Below are 15,846 nucleotides of genomic sequence, written 5' to 3' on the forward strand. Positions count from 1 at the left end.
TGGACAAGGTGGGCAAGGAAGGCGTCATCACCGTCGAGGAGAGCAACGCCTTCGGCCTGGAGCTCGAGCTCACCGAGGGCATGCGCTTCGACAAGGGATACATCGCCCCGCACTTCATGACCGACCCCGAGCGCCTCGAAGCGGTCCTGGAGGAGCCCTACATCCTGCTGACCGCCGCCAAGGTGTCGGCGGCCAAGGACCTGCTCCCGGTCCTGGAGGCGGTCATGCAGACGGGCAAGCCGCTGGTGATCGTCGCCGAGGACGTCGAGACCGAGGCGCTCGCCACCCTCATCCTCAACAAGGCCCGCGGCATCTTCAGGTCCGTCGCCGTCAAGGCCCCCGGCTTCGGCGACCGCCGCAAGGCCATGCTCCAGGACATCGCCACCCTCACCGGCGGCCACGTCGTCTCCGAGGAACTGGGCCTCAAACTGGAGAACACCACCCTCGCCCTGCTCGGCCGCGCCCGCCAGGTCATCGTCACCAAGGACGAGACCACCATCGTCGACGGCGCCGGCGACCCCGAGCAGATCGCCGGCCGCGTCAACCAGATCCGCAACGAGATCGAGAACACCGACTCCGACTACGACCGCGAGAAGCTCCAGGAGCGCCTCGCCAAACTGGCCGGCGGCGTCGCCGTCATCAAGGCCGGCGCCGCCACCGAAGTCGAACTCAAGGAACGCAAACACCGCATCGAAGACGCCGTCCGCAACGCCAAGGCAGCCGTCGAGGAGGGCATCGTCCCCGGCGGCGGCGTAGCCCTGATCCAGGCCGGCACCAGGGTCTTCCCCACCCTGGAACTGCCCGGCGACGAGGCCACCGGCGCGAACATCGTCAAACGCGCCCTGGAGGAACCCCTGAAGCAGATAGCGATCAACGCCGGCCTGGAAGGCGGCGTAGTAGTAGAACACGTCCGCAACCTGGAGCCAGGCCTAGGCCTCAACGCCGCCACCGGCGAGTACGTCAACATGCTCGAAGCAGGCATAATCGACCCCGCCAAGGTCACCCGCTCAGCTCTGCAGAACGCCGCCTCCATCGCCGCCCTGTTCCTCACCACTGAGGCCGTCATCGCCGAGAAGCCGGAGAAGAACCCGGCCCCCGCCATGCCCGGCGGCGACATGGACTTCTGAACCACCCCGGACCGAAAGCCGCCTCCCGCTCCCCGGCTCCCTCAGGAGGTTGACCTCAAGCGAAGTTGAGGTTCTACGTTGGGCCGTATGGATGACGAGATCGCGGCCATACGTCAACTGGTCGCCGACGCGCAGGAGTCCCAGGGCGACGTCGAACGGTTCCTCGCTCTGCACGCGGACGAGGTGAGCATCGTCAACTTCGGGGGGCGCCGTGTGCGGGGAAAGGACGCCCTCCGTCAGGCGATGGAGGCCGCCCTGAAGACGCCGCTGGCGGACGTGACCACGACGGTCGAGGTCGCGGACATCCGGTTCGCCCGTCCCGGTGTCGCGATCGTGGCCGGCGTCAAGCATGTGACCGACGGGCGGGAGGCGGCGGTGCGGGACGCTCCCGGGACGGCCCTGCCTTCGTCCTCGGGATGGCTGACCTATGTGGTGGTCAGGGAACAGGACACTTGGCTCATCCTGTCCGCGCAGACCACCCCGATCAGGACGTGACCGATTCCCGCGTCCTCTCCGTGGCGGTGGCTCTCCCCATCGCCCTGATCATCAGCACCACACTCGCGACGTAGACGGCGGCTCCGAGCGTGGTGTGGGTGAGAACCGCGGGCAGATACCAGCCGGGCCCTGAGGCGAGTACCTCAGGAAAGGGCTCCCCTCCGGCCCCGCTGAGCGCGAACGGCGTGAGTGCCGACGTCATCAGCAGCAGAACCAGCAGGGGGATCCCCATCACCCCGTGCACGACCAGCAGCGGCGTGGAAACCCCGGCCCGCCAGACGATCCCGGCCAGTACCAGGGCGATCACCCCGGCGAGCCCGAACAGGAGGGCGTACATCGCGATGGGCTCCCCGAGCCGGCCCAAGTAGTAGTCCCCCACCCCCGCGTACTCCCCCGCGGGGGCGGCCCGCACCTCCTCACGCGCGATCGGCCCCGCCTGCCCGGCCGCCACGAGATCGAGGATCGTGATGTTCACCCCCACCAGCGGCAGATGCCCCAAGATCACCGCCACCAGCCGGGACGGCCGACCACCGTGCCCTCTCCCACCCAACCCCCTGACCACCGTGACCACACTCACCAGGTACGCCATCCCCGCCGCTCCCAGCACCGCCGCGCGGCCCGGCGGATACCAGTGGGGAAAGTAGCGCTCGTCCACCGAGAACCCGTCGTAGACATGCGTCTCCATCAGCGCCACCACAACCAGCCCCCCCAGGTAAACCGGTGTGAGCACCCCCATCCCGGCCAGCCCCACCGCCACCCCCCGCGCCGACCCACGCCACAACGCCCCCACCACCGCCGCGAACAGAACCGCCACGACCCCGAAGAACAACGTGGCCGGACGCGTCCACACCGGACCGATCTCCCCGTCCGGCATCCCCTCCGGAAGCGCGCCTACCGCGGCCCGATCCAGCAGAGCGACGACAACCCCGGCGACCAGAACCTGCCCCGGAACCACGGCCAACAGGCCCTTGCGAACGGAGATCTGCGGCATGCCAGTAAGACGCCCGCGAAAGACCCCGAGTTCATACCGAAGAGAAAAGAACTCGCTCCCGAGCGCTCGGAATCACCGAACCGGCGGCGCGAGAACCCCCGCCCCGCGAGAAGCCCGGGCCCGCGGGCGACGCGTGTCCCGAGCCGCGGAGACACGACCACACCCACGCGCATCGCCAGGAATACCCGCCCCCATCACGCCTAGGCTCAGACCATGACCACCACACCCTTCGACCCACACGCGCTGATCGCGGAAGCCCGCCTGTGCGTCCTGGCGACGATCAAGTCCGACGGCCGCCCCCAGCTCTCCCCCGTCCTCCCCTTCTACGACCGGGAAGCCGGCGTCATCCACGTCTCAATGGCCGAAGGACGAGCCAAAACCGCCAACCTCCGCCGAGACCCCCGAGCCACCCTGGAGGTGACCAGTCCCGACGGCGGCGCCTGGGCCACCGCCGAAGGCACAGCCACCCTCACCGGCCCGGGAACCGACCCTCACGGCCCCGAGGTCGAAGCCCTGGTGAACTACTACCGCAGCGCCGCCGGCGAACACCCCGACTGGGACGAATACCGCTCCGCGATGATCTCCGAGCGCAGAGTGCTCATGACGATGACCGTCGACCACGTCTACGGCGCCAAGATCCGCTGACCGCGCCCCGAAGCCCCCGCACGCTCGCCGCACCCCGCCCGTCCCACGACCTTCGGCCCACTTCGGCACCGCCACGGCGACGTCACGTGCGCCTAGATCTTGGCGGGGTGCGGGAACCCCTGATACCGCCTGCTCAGCGCGCGTTTCCGGGATCCGGCGGGGTCAGCGGAAGGTGGCGTGGAGGCGGGTGCGGGAGAGGCTCGCCCGTGTGGGTGGTGAGGGCGTCGAGGGTCAGGACGAGGTAGCGGTGCCAGGCCTGCGGGTTGGCGGTCAGCAGGGGGGCCGCCGTGTGTTGAATGCCGCCCAGGAGCAGGACGACGTCGGTGCCGGTGAGGTCGGGGCGGACGGAGTTATGGTGGCGGGCGCGTGCGGTCAGGGCCTCGGCGACGTCGCACAGGCGGTCGATGGCGTCACGGACCTCGGGGTTCTGCAGGGACGGGCGGCCGATGACCTCGCAGAACGCACGATCCCTGACGAAGATCCCCACACCCGCGGTCATGAAGTCCCGCAACCCCTGAGCGGGATCCTCGGCGGCGAGCAGGGCGGTGGCGGTGTCCACCAGCTCGTCGAGCATGCTGAGCATGATCGCCGCCAGCAGCTCCTCCTTGGAGGAGAAATGGCGGAACACCGTGCCCTTCCCCACCCCCGCACGTTGCGCGATCTCCCCGATGGACACGTCGACCCCGCGCTCGGCGAACGTCTTGGCCGCGGCGTCCAGCAGCAGCCGCCGGTTACGCACCGCGTCACTGCGCGACGGGACGGCGGACTTGGTTCCGGTCATGCGCCTCCCTTCCGTTCGTCAGTCTACCGACTAAGGTGACCACCCGGTCCGGATAGGTGCTACGCTAACGTGACCACCTGGTCCGCTTAGGCCGTTTCCGCTGGTCAAGCGGGCCGGAAGCCCTCACGGAAGGAAGCACATGAGCACCACACTGGATGGAAAAGTCGTCCTCGTCACCGGAGCATCGTCAGGCATCGGCGAGGCCACCGCGCTGGCCCTCTCCGCCGAAGGAGCCCTGGTCGCGGTCGGCGCCCGGCGCGCCGACCGATTGGAGTCTCTGGCACGCAAGGCGCCCGGCGAGGTCCTGACCCTCGAACTGGACGTGACCGACCCGGAGTCCGTACGGGCCGCGGTCGCGGCGACCGTCGACCGCTTCGGCGCCCTGGACGTCCTGGTGAACAACGCCGGGGTGATGCTCAGCGGCCCGATCGCGGGCGCGGACACCACCGAATGGACCCGCATGGTCGAGACCAACCTGCTCGGCTCGATGTACACGGTCCACGCCGCGCTGCCACACCTGCTGGCAAGCAAAGGCACCGTCCTGCAGATCTCCTCCACCTCGGGCCGCATCGCCTCGGCCAACAGCGGCGTCTACGCCGCCACGAAGTTCGGCATAACCGCCTTCGCCGAGTCCCTGCGCCAGGAGGTCACCACCCAGGGCGTCCGCGTCGTGGTCATAGAGCCCGGCTTCGTCGCCACCGAACTGGCGAGCCACATCACGGACCCCACGATGCGGGCCGCCGCCCAGCAGATGGCCACCTCCATGCGCATCCTCCACCCCGAGGACATCGCCAACGCCATCGTGTACGCACTCACCCAGCCGGAACACGTGGCCGTCAACGAGATCCTCATCCGTCCGACCGACCAGACCCGGTAGGCAGGCTCCGGTCCACCCCGCGCGCATCCCTTCGACCGTCGCCGAAGCGTCCCTCCGGTAATGTGCAGATATGGGTGATTTGTTACCCTTCGTCACGCTTTCTGGGTATCAAGGGAGGCTTTGCGATGCGCACTCACACCTCGACACCGGAATCGGTGACCGACCATCCCGAGCAGATCCCCGGCTACACCTACGGCACCGCCGAGGCCGCCACACCTCACCGCTGACCCTTGAGGATCTGCGACGGTTGAAGGAGGCGGTCGGGCTGACCGCGGACGACGAGCGGGCCTTGCGGGAAGCCGCCGGGATTCTCGCCGACCAGGCCGACGACATGGTCGGCGCGTGGCGCACGCGGCTCGGCTAGTTGCCGTTCATGCGACCGTTCTCCGGCCATCCCGACGGCACGCCCAACCCCGAATACGGAGCCGCCACCAAACCGCGGTTCGACCGGTTCATCATCGACGCCTGTACCCGGCCGCTGGATCAGAACTGGCTGAACTACCAGCACGAGATCGGGCTGCGCCACACCCGCGCCAAGAAGAACGCCACCGACCACGCCGACTCCGTCGACCACATCCCCATGCGCTACCTACTCGCCTTCACCGCCGTGGTCATCACCACCTCGCGTGAGTACCTGGCCGCCAAGGGCGCCTCGTCCGAGCAGGTCGACCGCATGCACGCCGCCTTCACCAAAGCCGTCATGTTGCACGTCATGGTCTGGACCCGGCCTTACGTGGACGCCGCCGCCTGGTGACCGCCCCACCAGGCAGACCGAGCGGAGAACCAGCGATGACGAGAGAGATCATCCGTGTCGAGCCGCTGTCGACCTACCTCGAACGGTGGAAAGCACCCACCTCGGCCGTCACACGCAGTGGCGACACCCTGTACGTCTCGGGATTCCCGCCGTTCGACCCCGACACCGGCAAGGTCGTCCATGGAGCCTCGATCGAACGGCAAACCGAGCTGGTGCTGGAACAGATGAAGCTCTGCCTGGAGACGGCGGGGTCTTCTCTGGCAGGCGTTCTCAAATGCAACGTGTACTGCACATCGGTCGAGAAATTCGCCGCGGTCAACACGGTCTACGCCCGCTACTTCCCCGCCGAGCCGCCCGCCCGGATATTCGTGTGCGTCCCGGCCTGGCCGGGAACCTTCGACATCGAAATCGACTGCATCGCCACCGTCTGATCACCTCAGACGTCTGCCAGACTCGTCCCGTATGAAGCGAGTCCTGATCCTGGCTCTGCTTGTCGCGGGCTGCGGCACCACCGCATCACCTGCACGTTCCACCGCCCCGCCGGCCACCGCCGTGGCCGACCCCCTGGAAACGACGGACTCCTGCCCCAGCCCGCCCCGGCGGGTGAACCAGTTCGCCCCGCGGGAGGCGGCCTCCGGCTGGGAACTGGTGTGGAGCGCACCCGGCGGAGGCCTGTACACCGGCACGGCCGCCGACGACTCCCTGTGGGCCATGCACGTCCCCCCCGCCGAGGGCTCGCAGAACATCCTCATGCGGTGGGACGGCCAGAGATGGACCAAGCTCCCGGCCATGCCAGGCGACAGCGCCCTATGGCCGTACACCGTCGCCGACGCCCAGCACATCTGGGTCTTCGGCCAGACCACGCAGTTCTGGAACGGCACGGCATGGCGCCGGCAGCCTCCCCCGCTCACACTCGACGAGGCGAACGGCTCCGTACTCACCGCCCGCGGCCGCTGGGCGGCCAACCACACCACGTCGGCCCACTGGAACGGCACGACCTGGCAACTCGCCCCGCTTCCCATCGACAGCAGCGGCAAGATGAGCGGAACCGACCAGGCCCCCTGGCTGCTCGGCGGCTTCACCTCCCGAGGCGAGCACGAACCGGTCGCGGAACTGGCCAGGTGGACCGGCACAACATGGCAACGAGTCGACCTCCCCACCATGCCGCTCCCCCCCGACGCCACCCCGGTCCCCTCGGACAAGGGCCGGCTACTCCCAGGCGGCGTCGTACCGACAACCGACACCGAGTTCTGGTTACTGGCCGACTACCGCTGGCACGAGTACCCCCCCGACGGCGACGAGCCGGTAAGCCACCCCAGACCCGTCGCCCTCCACCACACCACCACCGGATGGACCTGCACATGGGGCCCGTCCGCAGAACACAACCAGGGATTCTCCGACGCCGAACCCGACGGCTCCGGCGGCCTATGGACGACCCTCCACACAAAACACACCTTCGACGGCCAAGGCGAGCTATGGCACCTGACCAAAGGCCACTGGACCAGAGAATCCCTCCCAGTCGACAACGACCTACCATACGAGATCACCGACCTCACCACCGTCGACACCACCGTCTACGCCCTGGGCATCATCAGGAACCCCCACGGAACCCAGTCCTCGGCCCTATGGCGGCTCCACCACTGAGGCCACCCTCCAGGTGACGCATGTCGACCGGCATCCCCGGCGGCTTCATGGTTCTGTCTCACCCACTTGGCGTGCGAGTGGACAGCTCACCGTAAGGAACGACTATGGGATTGGCGCAGCCGTCGCATGCCCGGTGCGTCCGAGCCGCCACGACGTACGGACCCGACGACCGGTGGGTGGGATCTGATGGGTGCCAAAGTTCACGAGGGTCGGCTCACGCCGTGTTCCCGGTGCGGGTACAGCGACAGTGTCCTGAGCGTGCCTGCCGCCTACGCCGCCGCGCGCTCCACCGAGACGGCAGCGCATGGACTGGTACTGCTACAGGTGCGCCATCGTGTACTTCCAAGAAGGGGAACAACCCGCTGGCATCGCACCCGGGCAGCCGTTGACCCCGGCGCAGTTCAAGCACATCGTCTGGACCGCCGGCCGGTACGGTGGATCGACCTGACCGCACCGATGGATCGGCCTACCGGCTCAGGCCGGGGCCGCTGCGCCGGATGCCTGGCGGTGGTTGGTAAGGGAGTTCTGTCCCCGCTGAAGACCAAGGCATCGACATGGACACATACGGGCATCTATTTCCGGACGATGCCGATCTTGGTCGGGGCGCCATTGACGCCATGATCAAACTCGGCGCCCGGAACGGCAGCGGAACAGAGGCCGCCCATGGCCCCTAAGGTGCTGGCCAGAAGGCTAGGGACGGGCGAGTCGGCCTGTAGGCCGGGTAATTCGGCAGGTCTGTGACCTGCTTTACTGCTCGCACGCTTCACTCCGACCTGCGAGTTCGCGGTGATCGTATGCCTACGTTTGATGTCGTCTCCGGGTGCCATGTGCCCTCGATGTGCCCTGGCTTGGCGCGAACGACCATGATCATTGCGGTAGACTGCAATCATTGTTCCGGTTCACTGGCACTGGCCAGCAAAGCTCCTGATAGCTCAACGGATAGAGCGCCCCTTTCGCAAGGGGGAGATGCGGGTTCGACTCCTGCTCAGGCTTGGAGGGCCGGGAGCGTGAAGCCTCCACTCCCGGCCCTCCCACATGGCGTCAGTCGTCCATGGGCTGGTCCATCTCCTCGTCGGGCAGGCGCAGCCATGCCGGGCAGGCTGCCCGGGGCAAATCATCGGGTGCCCTCGATGTGCACTACAGGCTTGAACCGCGGGTGTTGGACACATTGAAGCTATGATCTATCCATGTTCCGGGATCGTCCTTGTGGCCTGTGCGGCGCACCTCGTGATAGCGGTCTACTTCTGTGCAGCAAATGCAACCCGGGGCAAGGGAACCTCAGGCAGGACGTCAAGGTTATGCCGCATGCCGTCCGCGCTAGGATCATTGGCGGTCGAGTTCAGCAACTTCCTACTCCTCCCGCAGAGTCTCTGGTCAGAGCGCGCATCTACCCATTGAATCGTCCACTGGTAGAGGTTCGCGAGCGGGTAACCTGGCGCCACGATAGAGGTCAACTGGAGATCTCAACCACGCTTCTGGATCGAGATCGCGGCGTCTACCGCGAGGTATGGCGAAACGCTTATACGGGTGAGATTACCTACGATAAAAGCGGCGACATCAGAGATCAATCTATACATGGAGCGAGCGGCAAGACTGGCTGGCGTCCTGCCAAGTAGACAGCATGTCCACCACATCGGATCTGTCAACGACCCTGGCGTCAGCCGTCATCTTGGGTGGTTCATCTCCTCGTCGGGCAGGCGTAGCCATGCCGGGCCGGCGTGCCCGTCTCCGAGGTGTCTCGGTGGCTTGGGCACGAGTCGATCACTACCACTGTGGATCTGTACGGGCATCTCGTTCCGGAAGCGTCGCGGCGGGCTCGGACGGCGATGGATGCAGCGTTCAAGCGGGCGTTGCGTGTGCCCTGAAAGTGCCCTGATCTTGCTAGCGCCGGGAAAGATGCTGGTCAGAGGGCCGAGGGCGGGCGAGTCGGCCTGTAGGCCGGGTTTTGTCCTTCGCTTTTGCGAAGGGGCGGCCATCCATCTAGGGGCGTCGTTGCCGACGTCCTCGAGCGGTCTACCCGCGCGGCTCGGGCGGGTCACCCTCGGGCGCCGCGCGCGGGGATCCCTTGCGGGAGCCCCTTCTTGACCTTGCTCCTGGTGGGGTTTACCTAGCCGCCCACGTCGCCGTGGGCGCTGGTGGTCTCTTACACCACCGTTTCACCCTTACCCCTCCTGCGGTTAGGCAGGGAGGGCGGTTTGTTTTCTGTGGCACTGTCCCGCGGGTCACCCCGGGTCGGCGTTACCGACCACCATGCCCTGCGGAGCCCGGACCTTCCTCGGCGGGGCCATGGGCCCCGACGCGGCCGCCCGGCCGGCTCGCCCGCCGTGGTTCCAGCCTAACGGATCAAAGAGGGCGGGGTGTCCCAGGTCAGCGGAGGTGAGCGGTGTCGTTGATCGAGGTGACGAGCTCGGGGCCGTCGGGGAAGTAGTCGACGGCGGAGAGGGAGGCCACGTCCAGGTGGATGCGGTAGAGGACCTCCGGGGGGGCCAGGAGGGCGAAGCGAAGGAGGAGCTTGATGGGGGTGACGTGGGAGACGACCAGGACGGTTTTGCCCTTGTGGTCGAGGAGGAGCTTCTCCTTGACGGTGCTCACGCGGTCGGCGGCCTGGGAGAAGCTCTCGCCACCGGGTGGGGCGGCGGAGGGGTCGGCGAGCCAGTCCTTCAGTTCGGTGGGCCAGTGGCGCTGGATCTCGGTGAAGGTCTGGCCCTCCCAGTCGCCGAAGTCGAGCTCGCGGAGGCCGTCCTCGATGAGGACCTCGACGCCGGTGCGGGTCGCCACGGCCTCGGCGGTGGCGCGGGCGCGGCTCAGGGGGGAGCTGACGATCACGTCGACGGCGTAGGGGGCGCGGGAGAGGCGGGTGGCGGCGGCCTCGGCCTGGCGCAGGCCGGTGGCGGTGAGTTCGGGGTCGCCGATGCCGGAGAAGCGGCGTTCGACGGAGAACGGGGTCTCGCCGTGGCGGAGGAGCAGGAGGGACGTCGCGGTGGTGGACGACGCCCGCCAGCCGCTTCCGCGCCCAGGGCCGGTGCCCGTACCCGTACCGAGTTTGGCCCCCGTGGCGGGAGGACTGGACGAAGGGGCGGAGGTGGCCGGTTCGACGGGAGCCTTGGACGGGGGTGCGCCATCGGGGGTGAGGTCGAACAGAGGCTCGGCGGTCGAGGACTTGGGGCGCTGGCGGGTGGAGGAGGTTCCTCCGCCGGACGGCGCGGTGGGTGCCGTGCCTGATGAGGGTTCGCGGGGGGACGTCGTTTTGCGCGAGTTGGTGGGTGCTGTGGTGGACGTCGTGGGGCGGGGGGTGGTGGCGGGGAGGGACTTCGACTGCCAGGTGGCGCCCTTGGCGGCGGCGTCCATCGCCTCGTTGGCCAGGCGGTCGGCGTCGCGGTTGCGTTCGCGGGGGATCCACTTCCAGGTGACGCGGAGGCGGCGGGCCAGGGTGCCGGCTTCCAGGGCCAGGGGGCGGAGGCCTTCGTTCTTGATCTTCCAGCGGCCGGCCATCTGCTCGATGACCAGCTTGGAGTCCATGCGGACCTCGACGGTGGCGCCGTCGCCGGCCAGGGCGAGCGCGGAACGCAGGCCCGCGATCAGGCCTTGGTACTCGGCGACGTTGTTGGTGGCGACACCGAGGGCGTCGGCGGTCTCGACGAGGATCTCGCCGTCGGGGGCCTTGACCACCGCGCCGTAGCCGGCGGGGCCGGGGTTGCCCCGCGAGCCGCCGTCCGCTTCGACGACGAGCTTCACAGGCCCGACTCGGGGGTGCGGACGAGGATGCGGCGGCATTCCTCGCAGCGAATCACCTCGTCGGGGGCGGCGGCGCGGATGCGGTTGAGGTCGGCGATGGACAGGGAGACCTTGCAGCCCTGGCAGCGGCCGTGCTGCAACATGGCGGCGCCGATGCCGTACTGGTCGCGCAGCTTCTCGTAGAGGGCGAGCAGGTCGGCGGGGATGTCGGGGGTGATGCCGCCGCGGCGTCCCTTGGCCTGGCCGTCCTCCTCGTCGATGGCGGACAGCGCGACGTCCCGCTTCTCCTCGATGGTGGCGAGGCCGGCGGTGAGCTCGGCGCGCTCGGCGGCCAGCCGGGTGGCCTCGGCGTCGGCGGCCTCGCGGCGCTCCATGATCTCCAGCACCACGTCCTCGAGGTCGTTCTGGCGGCGGTGCAGCGAGGCGATCTCGGACTGGAGGTTGGACAGATCTTTGGCCGAGGAGACCTGGCCGGAGTCCAGCCGCTTCTGGTCGCGGTCGGCGCGGACGCGTACCGCCTCGACGTCGGACTCGGCCTTGGCCTGCTCTCTGGCGAGGTCACCGGCCTCCGTCTCCGCGGTGATCACGTCCGTGGCCAGGCGCGCCAGCCGGGTGGACCGCTCGGCGATCTCGGCGAGCTCGGGCAGCGTGCGTCGGCGGTGGGCCAGCCTGTCGAGGACGGAGTCGAGCTCGGCCAGCTGGAGCAGGCGCTTCTGGGCTTCCGGGGCTGCTTTCACTTATTCCTCGCACTGTGCTGTTGTAGTCCAGGCATCCGTGACCGTCGCGGAGACTCGCGTCTCAACATTAATCCCCTTGGCCGCCAAGCCGGACGAAACAAGCCGTGCGGCATCAGCCAGCCAGGGCCATTCGGTCGCCCAGTGGGCGGCGTCGATCAGCGCCGGCCCGCCGGAGAAGGCGCCCGCCTCGGCGAACTCGCTGGCCGGGTGGTGCCTGAGGTCGGCGGTGAGGAAGACGTCGGCGCCCCGGGCCTCGCCGAGCAGCGAGTCCCCCGCGCCGCCGCTGACCGCCACCGTGCGGACGGAGCGGCCGGGGTCGCCGGAGACGCGCAGGCCCCACGCGGTGCGGGGCAGCCCGCGGGCGGCCTGGTCGGCGAACGCGCGCAGCGTCATCGGGGCGGCGAGGTCGCCTACGCGGCCGAGGCCGCGGCGGGGGTCGTCCGGCGAGGGCCGCAGGGGGCGCAGGTCGCCGGTGAGACCGACGGCGCGGGCCAGGGCATCGGAGACGCCGGGGTCGGCGACGTCGGCGTTGGTGTGGGCGGTGTACAGGGCGATGTCGTTCTTGATCAGGCGGTGGATCAGGGCACCCTTGGGGGTGGTCGCGGCGACGGTGGTGGTGCCGCGGAGGTACAGGGGGTGGTGGGTGACGATCAGGTCGGCGCCCCAGCCGGCCGCCTCGTCGCCGACGGCGGTCACCGGGTCGACGGCGAAGAGGATCTTGCGCACCGGGCGGGTGGGATCGCCGCAGACCAGGCCGACGGCGTCCCAGGACTCGGCCCAGGTGGGGTCGTACAACGACTCGATCTCCGCGACGACGGCGGACAGGGCTGACGGGGACACCTGCGCAGACTACCGGGGTGATCGGCCGGTCGGTGTCCGCCCGGTGGAAGGTGGGGGTGGCAGCATGAGGCGGGCGCCGTAGGCTGAGCCGGGAAAGGAGCACAACGTGTCCGTTGACCTGCATCGGGATGCCGTCGTCGCCGATACGCACAATGACCTTCTCATGGCGGTCTCCGCCCGGCCGCCGGGGCGGTGGGCGTCCTTCTTCCGGGAGCGATGGCTGCCCCAGCTGCGGGAAGGCGGCGTCGATGTGCAGGTCCTGCCGGTGTTCATCGACGATCAGTACCGTCCCGAGGGGGCGCTGCGGCAGACGCTGCGCATGATCGAGTGCGCGCACGTGCTGGCGGAGGGCAACCCGGACGAGGTGAGCATCTGCCTGGACGGGGGGCAGATCGACGAGGCGCTGGCGCAGGGGAAGATCGCGCTGGTCATCGCGATGGAGAGCATGCCGGGGCTGGACGCGAGCGTGGAGCTGATCCCGACGATGTTCCGGCTCGGGGTGCGGGTGGCGTCCATCGCGCACTGGCGGCGCACGCCCCTCGGGGACGGCAGCGGGGAGGACGCCACCGGGAGCCGGCTCACCGAGGCGGGGGTGGCGGCGCTGCGGGAGATGGAACGGCTGGGGATGATCTTCGACGTGTCGCATCTCGGGGCGTCCGGGGTGGCGCATGTGCTGGAGCTCGCCACGCGGCCGGTCATCGCCACGCATTCGTCCGCCAGGGCGCTGCGTGAGCATCACCGTAATCTGACGGACGAGCAGTTGCGTGCCGTGGCGGCCGGGGGTGGGGTGATCTGCGCGAACTTCTTCGCGCCGTTCATCGCGGAGAGCCCCGAGGGGTACACGGTGGAGCGGCTCGCCGACCACATCCTGCACATCGCGGACGTCGCCGGGGACGAGCATGCCGGGCTCGGGCCTGACTTCGTGCGGGAGGTCATGATCGATCTGACTCCGCCGTGCTGTGAGGATCCCGCGCCCGGTGCCAGCGACGTTCTGGCGGCCGTTCCCGGGCTGGACGGGCCGCGGGGGCTGCCGATGGTGACCGGGGAGCTGGTGCGGCGCGGGATTCCGGAGGAGCGCATCCGGGCGATCCTCGGGGGGAACGTCATGCGCCTGTTCCGTGCCGAGCTGGGGCGGCCCGCCGCCGAGCGCGTGGTCGCGGTGCCCGCCGGGTCACGGTGACCGCCACGACTGAGGGGGACGCCATCCGGGAGGAGCCGGCCGTACGGGAGGCGGAATCGGTGCCGGACGCGGAGTCGGCGGTTCGGGAGGCGGAGTCGGCGGCGCGGCGGAGCGGGGTGTCGGTGCGCCTGCTGGACGAGCTCGGGGAGTTCGAGCGGGTGTTCCGGCTGTTCGACCGCATCTGGCGGTCGGATCCGGCCAACGCGCCGATCAGCGTGGAGTTGATGCGGGCGTTGTCGCACAGCGGGAACTACGTGGCCGCCGCGTTCGACGGGGACGAGATGGTGGGCGCGTCCGTCGGGTTCCTCGCCGGGCCCCCTCATGGGGGGCTGCACTCCCATGTGACCGGGGCGGTGGCCGGGCGCGGGGTGGGTTTCGCGTTGAAGCTGCACCAGCGGGCGTGGGCCCTCACCCGGGGGCTCGGGCACATCAGCTGGACCTTCGATCCCCTGGTCCGCCGCAACGCTCACTTCAACCTCACCAAGCTCGGCGCGCGGCCCGAGGAGTACCTGCCGTCGTTCTACGGCTCCATGGCGGACGCCATCAACGCCGGGGACGAGTCCGACCGCCTGCTCGTGGTGTGGCGCCTCACCGCGCCGCACACCCTGGCCGCGGCCGTCGCCCCCAAGAGTTCGGTGGCCGCGGTGCGCTCCGAGCACGGACGGCCGGTGGCGACGGCGGTGCGCGGCGGGACCGCGCTGGTGGCGACGCCGCAGGACATCGAGACCCTGCGACGCACCGACCCCGAGGCTGCCAGGGCGTGGCGGTACGCGGTACGTGAGTCACTCGGCGGCCTGATGCGACGTGGCGGCCGGGTGACGGGGCTCACCTCGGCGGGCGAGTACCTGGTGGAGTGCCGGTGACCTCCCGATAGGCCCACGCAGGCCACCGTACGTCGGCGCCGCAATCCGACCCCGCCGGCCCGGCGCCGTTCAGGACGAGCACAGCACGGGTGGTGGGAGCAAGGACGAGGCATGGACGGAGCGTGTCGGTGACGTCCCCTGAAGTGGTGTAACTCCTGGGGATCTTCGTGAAGGGTGTCGATGGCCCGCCACCTGGCGCCTAGGGCGGCGCGTTCATGATCACGGAAATCACACCACCTGGCGGGACGTTACCAACGTGTCGCGGTGGGGCCCGTTGAGCCCGGCAGGCCCGGGGTGCGCGGGTGCGCAGGTGCGGGGTGCCCGGTGGCGCGGGTGCCCGGTGGCGCGGGTGCCCGGTGGCGCGGGTGCGCGGGTGCGGAGTGTCCCCTGCATGAGCGCAGGCCTTGCGGCTTGCGCGCGAAGCGCGCCCCCGGCAAGGACCATCACCGACGCCATGCACACCCACGGTTGTCCGCCATAAGGCGGCGCCGCCAGAGCCGCGTCGCCTCGTCGGGTTCGTCTTCTTCCGGCGCCGGGTCGGCGGGAGGGTGGACGGCGATTACGGCGCCTTCGTACGGCGGGACACCGGCCCGGAACGTGTCGCTGTGGAGCATCATGAGCCCGGCAGGACCCGGGGGTGCGGGGGTGTCCCCCGCATGAGCACAGCCCTTGCGCCCTTCGCGCGGAGCGCGGCCTCCCGCGAGGACCATTTCACCGGCGCCGCACGCACGCCGGGTTGTCCGCCGTAAGGCGGCGCCGACTTCGCCGTACGACGTCCCGCCGTCGCGGCGCCGATGCGCAAAACCCTCATGGGGCGGGGAGGGCCGGGGCCGCACAGCGGGGAGGGCCGGGGCCGCACAGCGGGGAGTAGAGCCGGGTCGGGCGGCGTGGACCGGGAAGGTGAGTGTGGATCCAGATGGTCGGTGTGGACCGGGACGTTGGGGGTGGACCCAGATGGTCGGTGTAGACCGGGACGTTGGGGGTGGACCCAGATGGTCGATGTGGACCGGGACGTTGGGGGTGGACCGGGACGTGTCGCGGTGGAGCGCGGTGAGCCCGGCAGGGCCCGGGGGTGCGGGGGAGTCCCCCGCAGGAGAACAGCCCTTGCGCCCTTTCCGCGCGGAGCGCGCCCTCTGGCAAGGACCATTCCAGCGGCGCCGCACACACCACGGGTTGT

Annotated in this window: 14 protein-coding genes, 1 tRNA gene and 1 other RNA gene; 10 read left to right on the forward strand and 6 right to left on the reverse strand. The window is 69.5% G+C overall.

Going from position 1 to position 15,846, the window contains the following annotated elements; all coding sequences use genetic code 11:
* Both groEL and ACFP1K_RS12775 read left to right on the forward strand, forming a co-directional pair.
* Positions 1-1,127, forward strand: a 1,127-nt coding sequence (gene groEL, locus ACFP1K_RS12770) for a chaperonin GroEL (RefSeq protein WP_380751191.1), incomplete at its 5' end; no start/stop codon positions are given.
* An 87-nt stretch (positions 1,128-1,214) separates the two neighbouring features.
* Entirely contained in the window at positions 1,215-1,622 is a 408-nt protein-coding gene (locus tag ACFP1K_RS12775) for an SgcJ/EcaC family oxidoreductase (protein ID WP_380751194.1), read from the forward strand.
* Here the strand turns inward: ACFP1K_RS12775 and ACFP1K_RS12780 are convergent.
* Positions 1,612-2,613 carry a hypothetical protein gene (locus tag ACFP1K_RS12780; RefSeq protein WP_380751197.1) on the reverse strand — a complete coding sequence of 334 codons (1,002 nt, stop codon included), beginning with the start codon at positions 2,611-2,613 and terminating at the stop codon, positions 1,612-1,614. The two genes, ACFP1K_RS12775 and ACFP1K_RS12780, sit on opposite strands and share 11 nt — an antisense overlap.
* 213 nt (positions 2,614-2,826) lie before the next feature.
* On the opposite strand from ACFP1K_RS12780, the gene ACFP1K_RS12785 reads away from it, so the two are divergent.
* Positions 2,827-3,258: a PPOX class F420-dependent oxidoreductase gene (locus tag ACFP1K_RS12785; protein WP_380751200.1), complete on the forward strand. Its 432-nt coding sequence runs from the start codon at positions 2,827-2,829 to the stop codon at positions 3,256-3,258.
* A 133-nt stretch (positions 3,259-3,391) separates the two neighbouring features.
* On the opposite strand, the gene ACFP1K_RS12790 is transcribed toward ACFP1K_RS12785, so the two are convergent.
* A complete protein-coding gene (locus ACFP1K_RS12790) occupies positions 3,392-4,039 on the reverse strand; it encodes a TetR/AcrR family transcriptional regulator (RefSeq protein WP_380751203.1) in 648 nt (215 codons plus the stop codon).
* Between the two features lie 139 nt (positions 4,040-4,178).
* On the opposite strand from ACFP1K_RS12790, the gene ACFP1K_RS12795 reads away from it, so the two are divergent.
* The 5 genes from ACFP1K_RS12795 to ACFP1K_RS12815 all read left to right on the forward strand — a co-directional run bounded on the left by ACFP1K_RS12795 (position 4,179) and on the right by ACFP1K_RS12815 (position 8,307).
* Positions 4,179-4,916, forward strand: coding sequence for an SDR family NAD(P)-dependent oxidoreductase (locus ACFP1K_RS12795; RefSeq protein ID WP_380751206.1), 738 nt, complete (start codon positions 4,179-4,181; stop codon positions 4,914-4,916).
* A 373-nt stretch (positions 4,917-5,289) separates the two neighbouring features.
* Positions 5,290-5,670 carry a protoglobin domain-containing protein gene (locus ACFP1K_RS12800; protein ID WP_380751209.1) on the forward strand — a complete coding sequence of 127 codons (381 nt, stop codon included), beginning with the start codon at positions 5,290-5,292 and terminating at the stop codon, positions 5,668-5,670.
* Between the two features lie 35 nt (positions 5,671-5,705).
* Complete coding sequence (locus ACFP1K_RS12805) at positions 5,706-6,101, forward strand: RidA family protein (RefSeq protein ID WP_380751212.1); 396 nt, start codon at positions 5,706-5,708, stop codon at positions 6,099-6,101.
* A gap of 31 nt (positions 6,102-6,132) precedes the next feature.
* A complete protein-coding gene (locus ACFP1K_RS12810; RefSeq protein ID WP_380751215.1) occupies positions 6,133-7,314 on the forward strand; it encodes a hypothetical protein in 1,182 nt (393 codons plus the stop codon).
* Between the two features lie 921 nt (positions 7,315-8,235).
* A tRNA-Ala gene (locus ACFP1K_RS12815) sits at positions 8,236-8,307 on the forward strand.
* Positions 8,308-9,232: 925 nt separating this feature from the next.
* On the opposite strand, the gene rnpB is transcribed toward ACFP1K_RS12815, so the two are convergent.
* The 4 genes from rnpB to ACFP1K_RS12835 form a co-directional block, all read right to left on the reverse strand.
* An RNA gene (rnpB, locus tag ACFP1K_RS12820) (RNase P RNA component class A) lies at positions 9,233-9,632 on the reverse strand.
* 49 nt (positions 9,633-9,681) lie between these two features.
* Positions 9,682-11,088, reverse strand: coding sequence for a bifunctional RNase H/acid phosphatase (locus ACFP1K_RS12825; RefSeq protein WP_380751218.1), 1,407 nt, complete (start codon positions 11,086-11,088; stop codon positions 9,682-9,684).
* Entirely contained in the window at positions 11,046-11,786 is a 741-nt protein-coding gene (locus ACFP1K_RS12830; protein WP_380751221.1) for a zinc ribbon domain-containing protein, read from the reverse strand. The genes ACFP1K_RS12825 and ACFP1K_RS12830 overlap by 43 nt, the downstream gene beginning before the upstream one ends.
* A complete protein-coding gene (locus tag ACFP1K_RS12835; protein WP_380751224.1) occupies positions 11,787-12,626 on the reverse strand; it encodes a Nif3-like dinuclear metal center hexameric protein in 840 nt (279 codons plus the stop codon).
* 106 nt (positions 12,627-12,732) lie between these two features.
* Between ACFP1K_RS12835 and ACFP1K_RS12840 the strand changes: the two genes are divergently transcribed.
* Positions 12,733-13,806: a dipeptidase gene (locus ACFP1K_RS12840; RefSeq protein ID WP_380751227.1), complete on the forward strand. Its 1,074-nt coding sequence runs from the start codon at positions 12,733-12,735 to the stop codon at positions 13,804-13,806.
* Positions 13,803-14,669, forward strand: a complete 867-nt coding sequence (locus ACFP1K_RS12845; RefSeq protein WP_380751230.1) for a GNAT family N-acetyltransferase — start codon at positions 13,803-13,805, stop codon at positions 14,667-14,669. The genes ACFP1K_RS12840 and ACFP1K_RS12845 overlap by 4 nt, the downstream gene beginning before the upstream one ends.
* Positions 14,670-15,846: the final 1,177 nt, after the last annotated feature.

It is taken from the genome of Sphaerisporangium aureirubrum (assembly GCF_042658925.1).
In the GTDB taxonomy this organism is placed as follows: domain Bacteria; phylum Actinomycetota; class Actinomycetes; order Streptosporangiales; family Streptosporangiaceae; genus Sphaerisporangium; species Sphaerisporangium aureirubrum.

Excerpts from the sequence above, each read along its gene's own strand:
- ACFP1K_RS12775 (WP_380751194.1), top strand. The coding sequence starts at position 1,215 with ATGGATGACGAGATCGCGGCCATACGTCAACTGGTCGCCGACGCGCAG.
- ACFP1K_RS12780 (WP_380751197.1), bottom strand. The coding sequence starts at position 2,613 with ATGCCGCAGATCTCCGTTCGCAAGGGCCTGTTGGCCGTGGTTCCGGGG.
- ACFP1K_RS12785 (WP_380751200.1), top strand. The coding sequence starts at position 2,827 with ATGACCACCACACCCTTCGACCCACACGCGCTGATCGCGGAAGCCCGC.
- ACFP1K_RS12790 (WP_380751203.1), bottom strand. The coding sequence starts at position 4,039 with ATGACCGGAACCAAGTCCGCCGTCCCGTCGCGCAGTGACGCGGTGCGT.
- ACFP1K_RS12795 (WP_380751206.1), top strand. The coding sequence starts at position 4,179 with ATGAGCACCACACTGGATGGAAAAGTCGTCCTCGTCACCGGAGCATCG.
- ACFP1K_RS12800 (WP_380751209.1), top strand. The coding sequence starts at position 5,290 with ATGCGACCGTTCTCCGGCCATCCCGACGGCACGCCCAACCCCGAATAC.
- ACFP1K_RS12805 (WP_380751212.1), top strand. The coding sequence starts at position 5,706 with ATGACGAGAGAGATCATCCGTGTCGAGCCGCTGTCGACCTACCTCGAA.
- ACFP1K_RS12810 (WP_380751215.1), top strand. The coding sequence starts at position 6,133 with ATGAAGCGAGTCCTGATCCTGGCTCTGCTTGTCGCGGGCTGCGGCACC.
- ACFP1K_RS12825 (WP_380751218.1), bottom strand. The coding sequence starts at position 11,088 with ATGCCGCCGCATCCTCGTCCGCACCCCCGAGTCGGGCCTGTGAAGCTC.